This is a genomic window from Nocardia carnea (genome assembly GCF_029868855.1).
In the GTDB taxonomy this organism is placed as follows: domain Bacteria; phylum Actinomycetota; class Actinomycetes; order Mycobacteriales; family Mycobacteriaceae; genus Nocardia; species Nocardia carnea_A.
This window is the reverse complement of the sequence record NZ_JARWOV010000108.1, coordinates 1-16456: the sequence shown is the minus strand read 5'-3', so window position 1 is coordinate 16456 and position 16456 is coordinate 1. Positions and strand designations below refer to the sequence as shown.

Below are 16456 nucleotides of genomic sequence, written 5' to 3'. Positions count from 1 at the left end.
GGGTGATATCACCCACTGGGCCGGTCGGGGTGCCCGCTACACTCGTCCCGAACGCGTGAGAGGTCACCGACGCGTCAGGTCACGATTCGAGAAAGTTCGGAGTGGGCGCCATCGATACCGGTCAGTTGATCGCGGATCACTACCGCCTGGTCGAGCAGATTGGTAGCGGCGGCACAGGCGTGGTCTGGCGTGCCGTCGACGAGCGTCTGCAACGGTCGGTGGCGATCAAGCAGATCCATATAAAGCCCAGTCTGCCGCCCGCCGAGCGCGATGTGCTGCGCCAGCGCGCGACTCGCGAGGCGCGCAACGCGGCCCGATTCCAGCACCCGAATGCCATCGTGGTGTTCGATATCACCGAGCACAGCGGCGATCCGTGCCTGGTGATGGAGTACATGAAATCGCGCAGCCTGGCGCAGGTGCTGTCCTCCCAGGGGCCGCTGCCGTTGCCGCAGGTCGCACGGATCGGGGAACAGGTCGCCGCGGCGCTCATCGCGGCGCATCAGGCCGGGCTCGTGCATCGTGACGTGAAGCCGGGCAATGTCCTGCTCGACGATCACGGCACCGTCAAGATCACCGATTTCGGTATCTCGCGGGCCACCGGCGATGTGACCCTCACCGAAACCGGGTTGATCTGCGGAACCGCCGCCTACCTGGCCCCCGAGGTCGCCCGCGGTGCCGACCCGACGCCGGCCGCCGATGTTTTCGCACTGGGCGCCACGCTGTTCCACGCGCTCGAGGGCGAACCGCCGTTCGGGTCCGGTAACCCGCTCAAAGTGCTGTATGCCGCGGCCAACGGTCAGGTCAGCGACCCCCAGAACGCCGGACCGGCCACCGATTTCCTGCTCGATCTGCTGGAGGCCGATCCGCGGCTGCGGCCCACCATGCAGGAGGCCCGCGAACAGCTCGCGCAGTTCGCCGGATATCCGGGGGCCAATGCCGAGCACGCCGGGTTCGTGCCCGCGCGCGAAGCCTTCGACCGCAACGGGCACTCCGGCGGCGGCGCCGTCAGCACGATGGAAACACCCGTCCCGGGCCGCACCCGTGGTGCCGCGCCTGCCCCGGCCCCGCGGCGGCGGGCGGAGCCGCGCGGCGATGCCGACCACGACGGAACCGGCGACCGCCCACCGCGGCGGGCACCGAATCATCCACCCACCACCACCCAGCCGGTCGCGGAAGGTTCCGGTGGCGGGGTCCGGCGCGCGGTGCTCATCGGCGGTATCGCCGGGGCGGCGGTGGTCGGCGGAGTGCTGTGGTTCAGCTCCTCCGATTCCGGCGACGGCGGGTCGGCACAGGCCGGTACCTCGGTGACCTCCGCACCCCGGACACCCGGAACGACGGCGGCGACCGCCCCCGCGCTGGGCAGCACGCCCAGCACCGGGCAGGTCGAATGGGTACAGGCCGGGCAACTGCTGGAGCAGTTCTACATGGACCCCGCGGGTTCGTGGTCGCTGCTGACCCCGGCCGCGCAGCAGGTCTACGGCAGCCGCCAGGAATTCGAGCAGTACTGGTCGACCCGGACCGTGCAGAGTTTCAGCCGGATCGAGGCCTTCAAGGGCAACAACCCCGACGGCTCGGTGGATATGCGGGTGAACAACCTCAGCTACGGCGGCCAGACCCGGAATCCGACACTGCGGGTGGTGAGTTCCGGCGGGTCGCTGCTCATCGACAGCGATACCCGCTGATCGGTAAACCGGGCGGCCGGAGCCGGGCTATGGTGTGCGGCATGGATATTCGGCGGATGCTCGCCGCGGAGAGAGCCGAACTCACCACCCTGCTGCGCGGACTGTCGGACGCGGAGTGGGACGCGCCGACACTGTGCACCGGGTGGCGGGTGCGCGACCTGATCGGGCATCTGCGCTACGACGCGATCGCGCTCACCGAGTACGCCGGCATCGCCGTGCGAAACCGCTTCTCGATCGACGGTGTCAACAACGCCATGGCCGCGGAGGGGTCGCGCCGGACACCGGCGGAACTGCTGGCCGAATTCGAATCCGCGCCGCGCACGGTGTCGCGACTGTGGCCGCGGCTGGGCCTGGCCGACCTACTGGTCCACCAGCAGGACATCCGGCGTCCGCTGGGCCGGCCCCGGGAAATCCCCGCCGACCGGCTGAAGGCCGTACTCGACCATCCCGACCCGTTCGCCCGCCCCTGGCGGCTCACCAAGGGGTTACAGTTCGTCGCGACAGATTTCGACTGGGTCAAGGGTTCCGGGCCTGCGGTCCGGGGCCGCGGCGAGGCGCTAGCGTTGGCCATGGTGGGCCGGCCGGTGGTCCTCGACGAACTCGACGGCGAAGGGGTCGCGGAACTGCGCCGTCGCTGCAGCTGAACATCCGAAGTTCGCTTCACGATGGGAGACGCGCAGATGACCGATTCGCCACTCGCCGCCATGGCGGCGATGATCGGTGAATGGAAGACGACCACCGATAGATGGCCCGATGTCGTCGGGCGGACGACGATCGAGTGGCTGGCCGGCGAGGCCTTCCTGCTGGTGCGCTACACGGTGCCCCAGGCGGCTATCGAGCGAACCTGGGTGATGGGGACCGACGACGCCTATCCGGAGCGGTTGAAGGTCCTGCAGTACGACCGCAACGGTCAGCGCCGGATCTTCAACGGGGCCGTCACCGGGCCGTTGTGGCGGGTCTGGCGCGACGCCCCGGGCGATTCGCAACGCCTGACGGGCAACCTCGACGAGACCCGGACCACACTCCGGGCCACCTGGGAGCGCTCGGAGTCCGAATTGGACCCGCGTACCTGGGAACACGAACTGGATATCGTCTTCTCCCGGATCGTCTGAAGCGGACCACGCGGTAACCGGTGGTACCGGCCCGATAGGCTGGTCGGTGTCAACTCGGACAGCCGGACAAGGATCGATACCACCATGACATCCCGTATCGAGCTCGCGCGCGTCGATCTGCGCGGCCGCACACCCACCACCGCGCAGTTGCGCACCGCGCTGCCGCGCGGCGGGGTCGATGTGGACTCGGTACTGCATCAGGTGCGGCCGGTGGTGGAGGCGGTCCGTGACCGCGGCGCGGCCGCGGCCCTGGAATTCGGCGCGAAATTCGACGGGGTGACCCCGGCGACCGTGCGCGTCCCGGCCGCGGAACTGGCCGCCGCCCTCGACGGGCTGGATCCGGCGGTGCGGGCGGCGCTCGAGGTCGCGATCGCGCGGACCCGCGCCGTGCACGCGGATCAGCGGCGCACCGATACCACCACCGAGGTGGTTCCCGGCGGTACCGTCACCGAACGCTGGGTGCCGGTGGAACGTGTCGGACTGTACGTCCCGGGCGGGAACGCCGTCTACCCGTCCAGCGTCGTGATGAACGTCGTACCCGCGCAGACCGCCGGGGTGGCCTCGCTGGTGGTGGCCTCGCCGCCGCAGGAACAGTTCGGCGGGCTGCCGCATCCGACCGTCCTGGCCGCCGCCCGGCTGCTGGGTGTGGAGGAGGTGTGGGCCGTCGGCGGAGCGCAGGCGGTCGCCCTGCTGTCCTATGGGGGTTCCGATACCGACGGCGCCGATCTGGCCCCGGTCGACCTGATCACCGGTCCGGGCAATATCTACGTCACCGCCGCCAAACGGTTGTGCCGCGGCCTGGTGGGGATCGACGCCGAGGCCGGCCCCACCGAGATCGCGATTCTGGCGGACGCCACCGCCGATCCGGTGCATGTGGCCGCCGACCTCATCAGTCAGGCAGAGCACGATGTGCTCGCCGCCAGCGTGCTGGTCACCGACAGTCCCGCCCTCGCCGACGCGGTGGACGCGGCCCTGACCACGCAGATGACCGTCGTGAAACACGCCGAACGGGTCACCGCGGCCCTCACCGGCACTCAGTCCGGCACGGTGCTGGTCGACGATATCGACCAAGGGCTGCGGGTGGTGAACGCCTACGCCGCCGAGCACCTGGAGATCCAGACCGCACAGGCCACCGCGGTCGCCGCCCGAGTACGCAGCGCGGGCGCGATCTTCGTCGGGCCGTACGCCCCGGTGAGCCTCGGCGACTACTGCGCCGGATCCAATCACGTCCTGCCGACCGCGGGGTGCGCCCGGCATTCGTCCGGGCTGAGCGTGCAGACCTTCCTGCGGGGGATCCACGTCGTGGAGTACACCGAGGCGGCGTTGAAGGATGTCGCCGGACACGTGGTGGCGCTGGCCGACGCCGAGGATCTGCCCGCCCACGGGCAGGCCGTACGCGCCCGGTTCGAGGCGCTGTCATGAGCGCAGAGGTCCCCGTCACCACACCCGTGCCCGGCGCCGGGATCGGGCTCGATGCCCTGCCGTTGCGCGAGAATCTGCGCGGTAAATCCCCTTACGGCGCACCGCAACTCAGCGTTCCGGTCCAGCTCAACACCAATGAGAACCCGCATCCGCCGACGCGGGCGCTGGTGGCGGACGTCGCCGAGGCGGTCCGCGCCGCGGCCGCCGATCTGCACCGCTATCCCGACCGCGACGCCGTGGGGTTGCGTACCGATCTCGCCGCCTACCTCACCCGCCAGACCGGTATTCCGGTGGACGCGGCGAATGTCTGGGCGGCCAACGGGTCCAACGAGATCCTGCAGCAGCTGCTGCAGGCCTTCGGTGGTCCGGGCCGGCGGGCACTGGGTTTCGTCCCGTCGTATTCGATGCATCCGATCATCTCGGAGGGCATCGACACCGAATGGGTGGAGGCGAAACGGTCCGCCGATTTCTCCATCGATATCGACGCCGCGCTGGCCGCCATCGCCGAACGCCGGCCCGATGTGGTGTTCGTGACCAGTCCCAACAACCCCACCGGGCACAGTATCCCGGCGGCGGAGCTGGCCCGGATCCTCGAGGCCGCGCCCGGGATCGTCATCGTGGACGAGGCCTACGGTGAGTTCTCCGCACAACCCAGCGCCATCGGCCTCATCGACAGCTATCCGGCGAAACTGGTGGTCAGCCGCACCATGAGCAAGGCGTTCGCGTTCGCCGGCGGCCGGCTCGGCTACCTCGTCGCGGCGCCCGCGGTGATCGACGCACTGCTGCTGGTGCGGCTGCCGTACCACCTGTCGGTGGTCACCCAGGCGGCCGCCCGCGCCGCTCTGCGGCATGCCGGCGAAACACTGGCAAGCGTCGCGGAACTGTCCGCCCAGCGCGACCGGGTCGCCCGGGAACTGACCGCCCTCGGTTTCCGGGTGGTGCCCAGCGACGCGAACTTCCTGCTGTTCGGAACATTCCACGACGCGCCCCGCGCCTGGCAGCACTACCTCGACGAAGGCGTCCTCATCCGGGACGTCGGGATTCGCGGCCATCTGCGCGCCACCATCGGTCTGGCCGCCGAAAACGACGAATTCCTGCGGGTCAGCGCGAAACTGGCCGCCACCGAACTGACCGCGCAGGACTGAAGCGACAACCGGAAGTGAGCATGAACCGAACCGCGCGAGTGGAGCGCACCACCAAGGAATCCGGCATCGTGGTGGAACTGAACCTGGACGGCACCGGGCAGACCGATATCTCCACCGGTGTCCCGTTCTACGACCATATGCTCACCGCACTCGGCACCCACGCCAGTTTCGACCTCACGGTGCGCGCCGACGGCGATATCGAGATCGAGGCGCACCACACCGTCGAGGACACCGCCATCGTGTTCGGGCAGGCGCTCGGCCAGGCACTCGGCGACAAAAAGGGTATCCGCCGGTTCGGCGATGCCTACATCCCGATGGACGAAACCCTGGCGCACGCCGCCGTCGATGTCTCCGGCCGGCCCTATTGCGTGCACACCGGCGAACCCGACCATCTGCTGCACGCCGTGATCCCCGGCGCGCCGGTGCGCGGACGCAACGATCCCGGCGCACCGTATTCGACCGTGCTCAACCGGCACGTCTTCGAATCGATCGCGCTCAACGCCCGGATCGCCCTGCACGTGCGGGTGCTCTACGGTCGCGATCAGCATCACATCACCGAAGCCGAATACAAGGCGGTCGCGCGGGCCCTCCGCGCCGCGGTCGAACCGGACCCGCGCGTGCAGGGTGTCGTTCCGTCCACCAAGGGATCGCTGTGATGCGATACCGCGCTCGCCCTACGCGACGCCCGGCGCCGTGATGCGGACTCTGCGCCTTCGCTCCGGTGAGCCCGGGCCCTATGCACTCTCCATGGAGGAAGCACGTTGACTTCGGTTGTTCTGCTGGACTACGGCTCCGGCAATCTGCATTCCGCCGAACGCGCCCTGGTCCGGGCGGGCGCACAGGTCGAGGTGACCGCCGATCACCGGGCGGCGCTCGCGGCGGACGGCCTGGTGGTTCCGGGGGTCGGTGCCTTCGCGGCCTGTATGGCGGGTCTGCGGGAGGTGCGCGGCGAACGCATCATCGGTCAGCGGCTGGCCGGGGGCCGTCCGGTGCTCGGGATCTGCGTGGGTATGCAGATCCTGTTCGAGCGCGGGGTGGAATTCGGTGTGGAAACCGAGGGCTGCGGGGAATGGCCGGGGACCGTCGACAAACTCGATGCCCCGGTACTGCCGCATATGGGCTGGAACACCGTCGAAGCCCCCGCGGAAAGTGTGCTGTTCGCCGGTATGGACGCCGGCACCCGTTTCTATTTCGTCCACACCTACGCGGCTCGGTCGTGGGAGCTGCCGCCCAGCGACCACCTCGCCGCACCCAAGCTCACCTGGACCGAACACGGCAGCCGCTTCCTGGCCGCGGTCGAGAACGGGGCGCTTTCGGCCACCCAGTTCCACCCCGAGAAGTCGGGTGACGCGGGGGCCCAGCTCCTGTCCAACTGGGTGAAATCCCTCTGACCCCGGCCTCGCGGGCAGGCGGCTGTTCGCGCCGGGCACGCCCGGTCATCCCGACCCGGGTGCCTCGTCCGGGCTCCGGCGCGCGGCCGCGAGAGAACGTGATTGCGTCACTTCCAGTTCGCCGAGCGCCTCCATGAGATCGGTGCGCTGCTCGTGCAGGCGTTCGAGCCGGTCGTTCAGGACGGCCAGCCGAGACCGGTAGACCTCGAGCGCGTGCCCGGGTTCGTCGCACGCGTCCACTTCGGACAGATCCAAGCACGTTTCGAGCTGTCTGATTCCCTCCACGGTGAGTCCACGCCGCAACAGGTCGGCGATCTTGCGCACTCGGCCGACACTGGCTTCCTCGTACTCCCGCCAGCCGTTGGCACTGCGGCCGGAACGAAGCAGCCCGTTCTGTTCGTAGTAACGCAGAGAGCGCCGGCTCACTCCGGTTCGCCGCGACAATTCGCCGATTCGCATATCGCCTTCCGGGCTTGCTCTTGACACCTGTGTCATTGTTTAGCGTCGGTGCCATGGCGATTGATTCCCCCGCACAGGGTTCCTCATCCAACACCCCGCCGAACGGCGACCTCTCCGGCCGTACTGCCCTCGTCACCGGTGGTGGTTCGGGCATCGGGGCCGCCGTCGCGCTGGCGCTGGCCGACCGCGGAATGGATGTCGTGGTGACCGGCCGGCGACGTCCGGCGCTCGAGCACACCGCACGCCCGCACCCGGCGCTACGCATCCACGTCGGTGACGTCTCCGATCCGCACGATGCCGCAGCCATGGTGCGAACCGCACTGGACAGGAACGGACGCCTCGACGTGGTCGTCAACAATGCCGGTTTCGGTATCGCGGCCCGGCTGGGCGAGATCGATCCGGACGATGCCCTGCGCATGTGGTCCACCAATGTTCTCGGACCGACACTGGTGACCCAGGCCGCGCTGCCGTATCTCCGTGTCCGCGGTGGCGCCGTGATCAACATCTCCAGCACATTCGGCTCCAAGACGGCGCCCGGTATCAGCCACTACGGGGCGGGGAAAGCCGCCGTCGAACAGCTGACGCGGAGCTGGGCCGTGGAACTGGCCGATGCCGGGATCCGGGTGAACGCGGTGGCTCCGGGGCCGACCGAGAGCGAAGCACTGGACCGTATGGGTTTATCCGTCACCGAAGCCGAACAGGTGAAGGCGCAGGAAACCGCGCAGATCCCGCTGGGCCGGCGGGGCCGCCCCAGCGATGTGGCCGAGTGGGTGGTCGCGCTGGCACGGCCGGATTCGTGGATCACCGGACAAGTGCTCGGTGTCGACGGCGGGTACTCGGTGGTCTGAGCGGCAGTTCGAATCGTCAGGCCGCGCATTTGGCGTTCGGCGGGGCCGGTGGCGCGGCGACGACCCCGGCGGCGACATCGATCAGGAAGTCGCGGTTGCCGTCGAGGGGTTCGGTACCCAGGAGCAGTCGTTCGACCACGCACCCCGCTTCGAACAGTGCCGGGCCGACATTGTGGCGGCCCGGCTCCACGACACCGTTCAAGGTGCGTCCGCTGACGATGGAGTACATGGTGCTCGGTTTACCGGCCAGCATCAGAGCGGCGCGCATCTGCATACTGGCCGCATAGGGCACCACCTCGTCGGCGGTGCCGTGGACGAGGAAGGCGTGCCGGATGTTCATGCGGCCGGCCTGCAGCGCCGGGGAACGTTCGGCGTAGGCCAGCGGGCAGACGGCCGGGACGCACCCGCCGGCATCACGCTGGATCTGGGCCTGCAACGCGGGATAGTCGGCGGCAGGGCCCTGGAAATGGGTGAACAGATCCGACGGGCCGAAGGTGTCCACCCAGTAGTCGAACAAACCGGCGGGGCCGTAGGCGGCGGCCAGGCCGGAAGTCATAGCGCCCTGGCTCCAACCCCACAGCACGGTACGCGCCACCCCGGGATTCACACCCTTGTACCACTGGGTCGCGGCCACCAGATCGCGCCAGCCCGCCCACAGATTCCAGTCGCCCGTCGGCCACTGCGGACTGCCGCGCAGATCCATCGACAGGACCGGGGTCGCGGTGCGGGCCGCGATCGAGATCAGGTACTCGGAGTACTGGGCCGCGGAACCCTTGTGCCCGTGCGCGGCCACCACCAGGGCGTTGCCGATCACACAACCCCGCGGTTCGTACACCAGGCCGGTGGCCTGTTCACCGTCGACCGGTATGGCGATCGGGCGCGTATGCACCGAGCAGGCGCCGGTCGCGGCCGCGGGGGCAGCGGCCAACAGGGTCGCCGTCAACGCCGGGAGCAGCAACCCGGCCAGATAGCTCAGTACGCGTCTGCTCATGATTCGATATTTCCACGCCGAAGGGCGTGGGAGCGGGAACCTGGCTGGGCCCGTCGGCAATTCGCGGCCGCAGTCCCTGCGGTGAAGGGCAGTCGCGCGCCCCGGCGCAGCGGGCTGCGTGCCGCCGCGGGTGTCGGTGGGCAGCGCTAGCATCCGCGTCATGTACGCCTTCACTACGGAGCAGCGGCGCGCGCGGCTCGGAATCCGGCATCGGCTGGCGGCCGAACATCACAGCGGCGACGTCGCCGAGATCGCGCGCTCCCTGGTGGTACTGCACGCGACCGATCCGGCCACCGTGCACCTCTCGGTGGCCGCGCGGGGCACGGCGATCGGCCCCGCGCAGGTGGAGCGCGCACTGTACGACGACCGCTCGCTGCTGCGGATGCTCGCGATGCGGCGCACCATGTTCGTGGCACCGGTCGAGCTGGCGCCGGTGCTGCACGCCTCGTGCGCCACCGACCTGGCAACCAGGCAACTCCGCACCTACGCGAAGTACCTGGCGGACGCGGGTATCGGCGACGGCGATCCGGAGGCCTGGCTGGCCGCCGTCGCCGACGACACCCATCGCGCGCTCCTGGCCCGAGGCAGCGCCACCGGTGCCCAGCTGAGCAAGGACGTACCCGCGCTACGCACCCAGATCAATACGAACCCGGAGAAGTCGTATTCCAGACCGACCTCCATCACCACCTGGGTGCTGGTACTGCTCGGCACCGAGGGCCGGATCGTCCGCGCCCGGCCGGGTGGCAGCTGGTCCAGCAGCCAGTACGCGTGGGCGCCGGCCGAATCCTGGCTGCCCGGGCCGATCGACGAAATGGACGCCGACGAAGCGCGCACCGAGCTGGTACGCCGGTGGCTGCGCACGTTCGGCCCGGCCCCGATCGGCGATATCAAGTGGTGGACGGGCTGGACTCTGGGCCAGGTCCGCAAAACCGTGGCCCGGCTCGACACGGTGGAGGTCGATCTCGAGGGCACCACCGGGCTGCTGCTCGCCGACGATCTCGACACCGTCCCCGCCCCGCAATCCTGGGCCGCCCTGCTGCCCGCACTGGACCCCACACCGATGGGCTGGCAATCCCGCGACTGGTATCTGGGCGCACACAAAGATCAACTGTTCGATCGCAACGGCAATATCGGGCCGAGTATCTGGTTCGACGGCCGGATCGTCGGCGGCTGGGCGCAACGCAAGGACGGCGAGATCGTGACCCGGCTGCTGCAGGATATCGGCACCGATGCCCGCGCCCTGGTCGCGGCCGAGGCCGAGCGCGCAGCCGGCTGGTTCGGCGAGCTGCGTCCGATTCCCCGCTTCCGCACTCCCCTGGAAAGGGAACTCACCGCCTGACCGGTGTCACGGAGCTCCGGGATAGATTGCCGCCATGCGAATCCGAACGTTCCAGGAGCAGGATCGACCGGCATTGCGGAAGCTGGCGGTGCGAGCAGGGCAGGGTTCGCCGACCGAATCCCTCTGGGGACATCCGGAATCCGAGGCACAGATATACCTCGAGCCCTATATGGATCACGAACCCGAATCGTTGTTCCTGGCCGAATCCGATAGCGAACTACTCGGTTACCTCACCGGCTGTGTGGACACGGATGCTTTCCCGAGCGAGGACCGGCGAATCGCGGAGGCCGTCAAGGCACACCGCCTGATCCTGCGCCGCGGGCCGGCTCTGTTCTTCGCCCGCAGTGCATTCGACGCCGCGAGCTCGGCGCTGCGCCGGGCACCGGCGGCCGGGGAGATCCACGATCCGCGCTGGCCGTCTCATCTGCACATCAACGTCGTGCCCGAGGCGCGCGGCACCGGTGCCGCGGACGGGCTGATGGAACAATGGTTCGAGCGGCTCCGGGCGGTGGGTTCACCCGGGTGTTATCTGCAGACACTGGTCGAGAACACCCGGGCGGTCCGGTTCTTCGAACGTATGGGTTTCGCCCCGCACGGATCGACACCACCGGTACCAGGGGTGCGTTACCAGGGCAAACGGGTTCACCAGCAGACGATGGTCCGCAGCTGCTGACCGGCCGCGGCCGACCGGGCTACTTCCCGGCCCGCCGGGTCGCGTGATCGTCGAGAATCCGGCCGAGCAAGGTGACCAGAGTGCGGCGTTCCGTGGCCGACAGGGCGGCGAGCAGGTCTTTCTGAGCGAGATCCAGTCTGCGGTCCAGCTCGCGAAGATGTTCCCGGCCGGGATCGGCCAAGCTCACGATATTGCGTCGCCGATCATCAGGATCGGTGGCGCGTTCCACGAAGCCCCTCGCCACCAGGTCGTTCAGGACGGCGACTATATCGCTGCGATCGATTCCGGTCCGGCGCCCGAGCTCCGCCTGGCTGGTGGCACCACCTTCGCGCAGTGTGGTCAGCACCGCATAGTGATATCGGCGCGACCCCGTACCGGCCATCGCCTGTTCGGTCGCCCGGTCGGCGAGTAGCGCGGTTTGATTGATCAGTCGCGTCGGCAGACTACGCAGCCTGCTCGCGGCCCCCTGGTGCGCGGCTTCCATACCGGCAATGTAGCAACCGGCCGTTGGCAGGACCCACAAACTCGAGCTCCTGCCACCTCGCCCGCCATCATCCCGCTGGTCGTGCACAACACCGCCGAGGGCAGAGCATGGTCGGCACCCACCGAACTGTCCGACCTGCTCGACCTCGACGACGCCGCCCGCGAAGCCCTCGGCCCGTACCGGCCCCGGTTCCGGTTCCTGCTCGACGACATCGCCGCACTCGACCCCGCCGCCCTGCGCGAACGTGACCTCACGCCCGCGGCCAGGGTGCTGCTGGTCCTGCAGCGCATCGCACCCGAGAACCCAGCATTGGGGCACGATATGCGGGACTGGCTCGACGACCTACACGTATTGAAATCCGGCCCGGATCCCCTCGGCGACTACCTGACCCTGCTGAACTACCTCATGACGGTCAGCGAAACCCCCGAGGCCGACGTGGCTGCGGTTTTCGAGCGGCTCGGCCCGCGAGCGAAGGAGGCGATCGTGACCACAGCAGAAATCATCGAAGCACGCGGTGAGGCACGCGGACGTGCCGAGGCGCTGATCGAACTGATGACAGCCGAGTTCGGCCCGGCTGCCGACGGCCACGGTCGACCGCGTCCGGTCGGCAGATCTCACTCAAGTCCGCGCGTGGACGACTCGGGTTCTCACGGCGACGGCTCTCGACGAGATATTCACCTGAGCCGGTTCCGCGGCGTATCGACAGACAAATCGGCGTGGAATGAGCACGGGTCGCTGACCGGCCGGTACGCGAAGTCGACAGTCAGGCGGAAACCCACGGCGCGGAAAGCAACGCCGCGGCGTCCTCGTCCGCGAGTTCGATATCGAATACTTTCGCCAGCGTTTCCGGCAGTTCCGCGAGTTCCAGTTCCCGTGTCCGGCTGGAACCGTCGGGATGTTCGGTGGTCAGGACGCGGCCGTCGAGGATGTGGTGGGCGTCGGGGTGGAAGCGCTGCACGAACGGCCGCCGGGTGAACGGCGACCGCGGCGAGGTGGCCACGAAATGATTGCCGACCTCGTAATCCACCCGATACTGCGGTGCCAGGGTGAAGGTGTAGCGGTCCACCCACCCGTCCCTCGCGAACTGATGGAGCACCCACTGTTCGGTCTCCAGCTCGCCGAATTCCCGTGCGAGCCGGAACCGCCATTCCCCGAGTGTGATCTCCGCCGGGCTGTCGACGAGCGCATAGGGTTCGGCCGGACCCGCGCCGAACCCGACGTCGACGAGCCATATCCGGTCGTCGTCGGTGGTGGTGACCCGCAGCAGCGCATGGGTGGCCGGCCGTAACCCGCCCGCTCCCATCGTGACCCGTCCGGCCAGTGCGGTCACCCCGAACCCCAGCCGCTCCAGCACCGCCGCGAAAACAGTGACGTTCTCGTAGCAGTAGCCACCGCGCCGCTGCCGTAACAGCTTGTCCTGCAAGGTCTCCAGGTCCAGCGGCACCGGCCGGCCCAGCACCGCCTCCAAATTCTCGAACGGGATGGAAGTCGTATGGGCACCGACCAGCGCCCGCAATACACCCAGGGTGGGTATCCGCGGACCCATGTACCCGATCCGCGACAGGTACAGCTCCAGATCCAGTTGTTCGCCGTTCCAGTGATAGGCCTCGTCCGCAGGTTTCGGCATGGCATTCCTCGCTTCGGCAGGTGTCGTCACGAGCAACCGTCTCGGCCCGGCAAATGTTCCGGCCCGTACAACGGGTCCCGCCGTCGCAGCTACATATCGAGGCCCAGGTCGAGTACCCGGACGGAGTGGGTCAGGGCGCCCACGGCGAGGTAGTCGACGCCGGTACGGGCGTAGTCCGCGGCCATGTCCAGGGTGAGCCCGCCGGAGGATTCGAGTTTCGTCTCGGGGGCGGCCGCGTTGCGGCGCTGGACGGCGGCCTGGGTCTGCCAGAGCGGGAAATTGTCCAGCAGAACCAGCTGGACGTTCTCTGCCAGGACCGCGTCGAGCTGGTCGAGGTTGTCGACCTCCACCTCGCAGTCGATATCGGGGGCCGCGGCGCGGACGGCGCGCAGAGCGTTCACCACCGACCCCGCGGCGACAACATGGTTGTCCTTGATCAGCGCCGCATCACCCAGACCCATGCGGTGGTTGACGCCGCCGCCGGCGCGGACCGCGTACTTCTGCAGGGCGCGCAGACCGGGCAGGGTTTTGCGGCTGTCCCGGATCCGGCAGTTCGTCCCGGTCACGGCATCCACCCAGGCGGCGGTCGCGGTGGCGATACCGGACAGGTGGCAGAGCAGGTTGAGCATGGTGCGCTCGGCGGTGAGCAGGCCGCGGGTCGGTGCGACGAGACCGAGCACGGTATCGCCGGCCGCGATACGGGTTCCGTCGGGGACTCGTTCGGTGATTTCGTAGCCTTCGGCGCCGATCACCTCGTCGAGGACGAGCAGGCCGATATCGATACCGGCCACGGTCCCCGGCTGACGCGCGACGACCGCGGCCTTCACCACGGCTTCGGCGGGAACGGTGGCGACGGTGGTGATATCGGGGCCGTAGCGCAGATCCTCGTCGAGCGCGGTGCGGATCAGACCGCGGAGCGCGTCGGGGTCCAGCCCGGTGTCCAAAGTCATTCTGTACTCCTCTTTTCCGTCTTCGCGTTCGGCGCGGCGCAATCCGGGCTGCGGGGCGGGCGCGGGAACCGAACGCAGCAGGTACGGTCCCAGCTCCCGGGCGAGCCGATCACGATGGCGCGTCCGATGAGCCTGTCCCCGCAGTAGCAGGCGCGGGAATCCCGTCGTCGGCCGATGCACCGGGCCGACCTTGGATATTCATGGCACCGGCGGCAGCACCCAGTTCCCCGGCACCGTTGGGCCACTGCCCTGGACCATCGGGCATTCGGCGGCGAGGGGCGATCGGTGCGGCGGCACGGCCACCGGCGTGGGCGGGTATGCCCAGTCCGTGCCCGACAACATCCGGCGACCCGATGGCGGCTGCGGCCGGGTACGGGACGCCCGAACCGTCCAGGCGTATCACCATGGTCTCGGCCGGACCTTCCTGCGGCAAGGGACGTTCGGCGCGGGTATGACAGCCACGACTTTCGGTACGCGCCGCGGCCGCCAGCAGGACGGCACGAGCCGTGACCGTGAGGGCGGAATCTTCGAAGCGCGCGATCAGCTCTGCCGGGCCGGTAGGCATGCGACCGGGTATCGAGGTCGGCAAGGTCTCCGGAGACATCGGCACGATGGCCGGAGATTCCCCTTCGGCTGTTTCGCCGCGCAGCTGCGCATCCCGGCCGACGGCGGTTTCGAGGATCGCCGCGGCCTGTGCGAGACCTTGCCCGTCGCGCACCACCGACGCGTGGTCGGTCATCGTCCGCTGGACCAGCGCCCGCGGCAGCGCGGGACGATCCGCCACCGACCGGCCGGACACCAGCGCCGGCTCGCCCAGCCGCTCGAGCGCCGCCAGGCCGGCACGTTCACCCATCACCAAACCTTCGAGCAGACTGTTGGAGGCGAGCCGGTTCGCGCCGTGCAACCCGGTGCGCGCGACCTCCCCGGCCGCGTACAACCCGGGTACCCCGGTGCGGCCGTGCAGGTCGGTGACCACTCCCCCGCACTGATAGTGCGCGGCGGGCGCCACCGGGATCAGGTCGCGACGGGGGTCGATCCCGGCGACCCGGCAGGAGGTGGTGATCGTCGGGAACCGGGCGGCGAAATCGGGGACAGCGCGGGCGTCGAGGTAGACGTGATCCTCGCCCAGCTCCCGCAGTCGCGCGGCGATCGCCCGCGACACCACGTCCCGGGGCGCCAGATCACCGCGCGGGTGGACGCCGGCGGTCACCGAATCACCACGGGAATCGACCAGGACCGCTCCCTCCCCGCGCACCGCCTCGCTGATCAGCGGCTGCCTGCCGAATCCGTCGGGTGAGTACAGCACCGTGGGGTGGAACTGCACGAATTCGAGATCGGCCACCGCCGCTCCCGCCCACAGCGCCAGCGCGACCCCGTCCGCGGTGGCTCCGGCGGGGTTGGTGCTCAACGCGTACAACTGCCCGAGGCCGCCGGTGGCGAGCAGTACCGCCGGGGCATGCACGACACCGATGCCCCGGCCGGAGACGGCGACGACCCCCTGGACACCGGACTCGTCGGTGGCTACGTCCAGTACGGCTGTCCCGAAGAGCACGGGCAGCCCCGCCTCCGACAGCGCCCGCTGCACTTCCGCGCCCGTCGCGTCGCCGCCGGCGTGGATGATTCGGCGTGTGCTGTGCCCGCCTTCGCGGGTCCGCGAGATCTGGCCGTCGCGGCCGAGATCGAACACCGCACCGAGATCGGTGAGCGCGGCCACCGCGTCGGGTCCTGCTTCCACGATGGATCGCACCGCGGCCGGGTCGCACAGTCCGCCGCCCGCGGCGAGGGTGTCGGCGACATGGGAGTCCACCGAATCGCCCTGCGGCGCGACCACCGCGATACCGCCCTGCGCGTATTGGGTGGCGGTATCACTGGGGCCGCCTTTGCTCAGGATCAGTACTCGCAGCCCGCGGCGCGATGCGGCGCGGGCCGCCGTCAATCCGGCGACTCCGCCGCCGATGACCACGAGATCCGCGCGTTCTTCCCACGCGGGGTTCCATCGTTCACCCATCATCGTGTCCTCCACTACCTACCGGTCACCGGCAGGTCGCTCGCCCGGCGGGTATCCGGACCTGCCGGGCGGACTCGCGCGCCGACAGAGTGCTCGTGCTTCCCGGTCCGGACCGGGGGGCCGGGGGCGCTCGCGTACCCGACGGGCCGATCCGCCCCGCGAATCGGCGCGGTGATCGGCGGGGGGGGCCGGCCCCCCCCCCCCCCCCCCCCCAGCCGATAAAAACAAAAACAAACCCCAAAAAAAAAGAACCCCAAAAAAACGCCCGAACAGAAACCACACCAAAAAAACAGCCCCCCCCCCCCCCCCCCCCACCCCCCACCCC

General features: G+C 69.2%; 16 protein-coding genes and 1 pseudogene. 11 read left to right on the top strand and 6 right to left on the bottom strand.

Translation table 11 applies throughout. The features are described 5' to 3' along the window. Positions 1–101 precede the first annotated feature (101 nt). The 7 genes from QH195_RS10145 to hisH all read left to right on the top strand — a co-directional run bounded on the left by QH195_RS10145 (position 102) and on the right by hisH (position 6752). Positions 102–1682, top strand: coding sequence for a serine/threonine-protein kinase (locus QH195_RS10145; protein WP_280421203.1), 1581 nt, complete (start codon positions 102–104; stop codon positions 1680–1682). Positions 1683–1723: 41 nt separating this feature from the next. Further along, positions 1724–2326, top strand: a complete 603-nt coding sequence (locus tag QH195_RS10140; protein ID WP_280421204.1) for a maleylpyruvate isomerase family mycothiol-dependent enzyme — start codon at positions 1724–1726, stop codon at positions 2324–2326. A 36-nt stretch (positions 2327–2362) separates the two neighbouring features. Continuing rightward, complete coding sequence (locus QH195_RS10135) at positions 2363–2794, top strand: hypothetical protein (RefSeq protein ID WP_280421205.1); 432 nt, start codon at positions 2363–2365, stop codon at positions 2792–2794. 84 nt (positions 2795–2878) lie between these two features. Then, entirely contained in the window at positions 2879–4216 is a 1338-nt protein-coding gene (gene hisD, locus QH195_RS10130; RefSeq protein WP_280435170.1) for a histidinol dehydrogenase, read from the top strand. Then, positions 4213–5361 (top strand): histidinol-phosphate transaminase, encoded by a 1149-nt coding sequence (locus QH195_RS10125; protein ID WP_280421207.1) that lies wholly within the window; start codon positions 4213–4215, stop codon positions 5359–5361. The genes hisD and QH195_RS10125 overlap by 4 nt, the downstream gene beginning before the upstream one ends. Positions 5362–5381: 20 nt before the next feature. Beyond that, positions 5382–6017 carry an imidazoleglycerol-phosphate dehydratase HisB gene (gene hisB / locus QH195_RS10120; RefSeq protein WP_280421208.1) on the top strand — a complete coding sequence of 212 codons (636 nt, stop codon included), beginning with the start codon at positions 5382–5384 and terminating at the stop codon, positions 6015–6017. A 105-nt stretch (positions 6018–6122) separates the two neighbouring features. Further along, positions 6123–6752: an imidazole glycerol phosphate synthase subunit HisH gene (gene hisH / locus QH195_RS10115; RefSeq protein WP_280421209.1), complete on the top strand. Its 630-nt coding sequence runs from the start codon at positions 6123–6125 to the stop codon at positions 6750–6752. 45 nt (positions 6753–6797) lie between these two features. Here hisH and QH195_RS10110 read toward each other — a convergent pair whose 3' ends face one another. Further along, positions 6798–7238 (bottom strand): MerR family transcriptional regulator, encoded by a 441-nt coding sequence (locus QH195_RS10110; protein WP_280435169.1) that lies wholly within the window; start codon positions 7236–7238, stop codon positions 6798–6800. A 26-nt stretch (positions 7239–7264) separates the two neighbouring features. On the opposite strand from QH195_RS10110, the gene QH195_RS10105 reads away from it, so the two are divergent. After that, the gene (locus tag QH195_RS10105) at positions 7265–8059 is read left to right on the top strand and encodes an SDR family NAD(P)-dependent oxidoreductase (RefSeq protein WP_280435168.1); all 795 of its coding nucleotides are present in this window, start codon (positions 7265–7267) and stop codon (positions 8057–8059) included. Between the two features lie 16 nt (positions 8060–8075). Here QH195_RS10105 and QH195_RS10100 read toward each other — a convergent pair whose 3' ends face one another. Further along, on the bottom strand, positions 8076–9050 hold the full coding sequence (locus QH195_RS10100; RefSeq protein ID WP_280435167.1) for an alpha/beta hydrolase family protein: 975 nt from the start codon (positions 9048–9050) through the stop codon (positions 8076–8078). Positions 9051–9210: 160 nt separating this feature from the next. Between QH195_RS10100 and QH195_RS10095 the strand changes: the two genes are divergently transcribed. Continuing rightward, positions 9211–10389, top strand: a complete 1179-nt coding sequence (locus QH195_RS10095) for a winged helix DNA-binding domain-containing protein (protein WP_280435166.1) — start codon at positions 9211–9213, stop codon at positions 10387–10389. A gap of 34 nt (positions 10390–10423) precedes the next feature. After that, positions 10424–11062: a GNAT family N-acetyltransferase gene (locus tag QH195_RS10090; RefSeq protein WP_280435165.1), complete on the top strand. Its 639-nt coding sequence runs from the start codon at positions 10424–10426 to the stop codon at positions 11060–11062. 19 nt (positions 11063–11081) lie between these two features. Here the strand turns inward: QH195_RS10090 and QH195_RS10085 are convergent, their stop codons facing one another. Beyond that, positions 11082–11546: a MarR family winged helix-turn-helix transcriptional regulator gene (locus tag QH195_RS10085; RefSeq protein WP_280435164.1), complete on the bottom strand. Its 465-nt coding sequence runs from the start codon at positions 11544–11546 to the stop codon at positions 11082–11084. Between QH195_RS10085 and QH195_RS35200 the strand changes: the two are divergent. After that, a pseudogene (locus QH195_RS35200) lies at positions 11532–11837 on the top strand (Rpn family recombination-promoting nuclease/putative transposase); the annotation flags it as partial. The gene QH195_RS10085 and the pseudogene QH195_RS35200 overlap by 15 nt on opposite strands. A 472-nt stretch (positions 11838–12309) precedes the next feature. Here the strand turns inward: QH195_RS35200 and QH195_RS10080 are convergent. The 3 genes from QH195_RS10080 to QH195_RS10070 all read right to left on the bottom strand — a co-directional run bounded on the left by QH195_RS10080 (position 12310) and on the right by QH195_RS10070 (position 16134). Next, positions 12310–13173 carry an arylamine N-acetyltransferase family protein gene (locus QH195_RS10080; RefSeq protein ID WP_280435163.1) on the bottom strand — a complete coding sequence of 288 codons (864 nt, stop codon included), beginning with the start codon at positions 13171–13173 and terminating at the stop codon, positions 12310–12312. An 89-nt stretch (positions 13174–13262) separates the two neighbouring features. Next, positions 13263–14123, bottom strand: a complete 861-nt coding sequence (nadC, locus tag QH195_RS10075; protein WP_280426042.1) for a carboxylating nicotinate-nucleotide diphosphorylase — start codon at positions 14121–14123, stop codon at positions 13263–13265. 109 nt (positions 14124–14232) lie between these two features. After that, positions 14233–16134, bottom strand: a complete 1902-nt coding sequence (locus tag QH195_RS10070) for an L-aspartate oxidase (RefSeq protein WP_432278372.1) — start codon at positions 16132–16134, stop codon at positions 14233–14235. Positions 16135–16456: the final 322 nt, after the last annotated feature.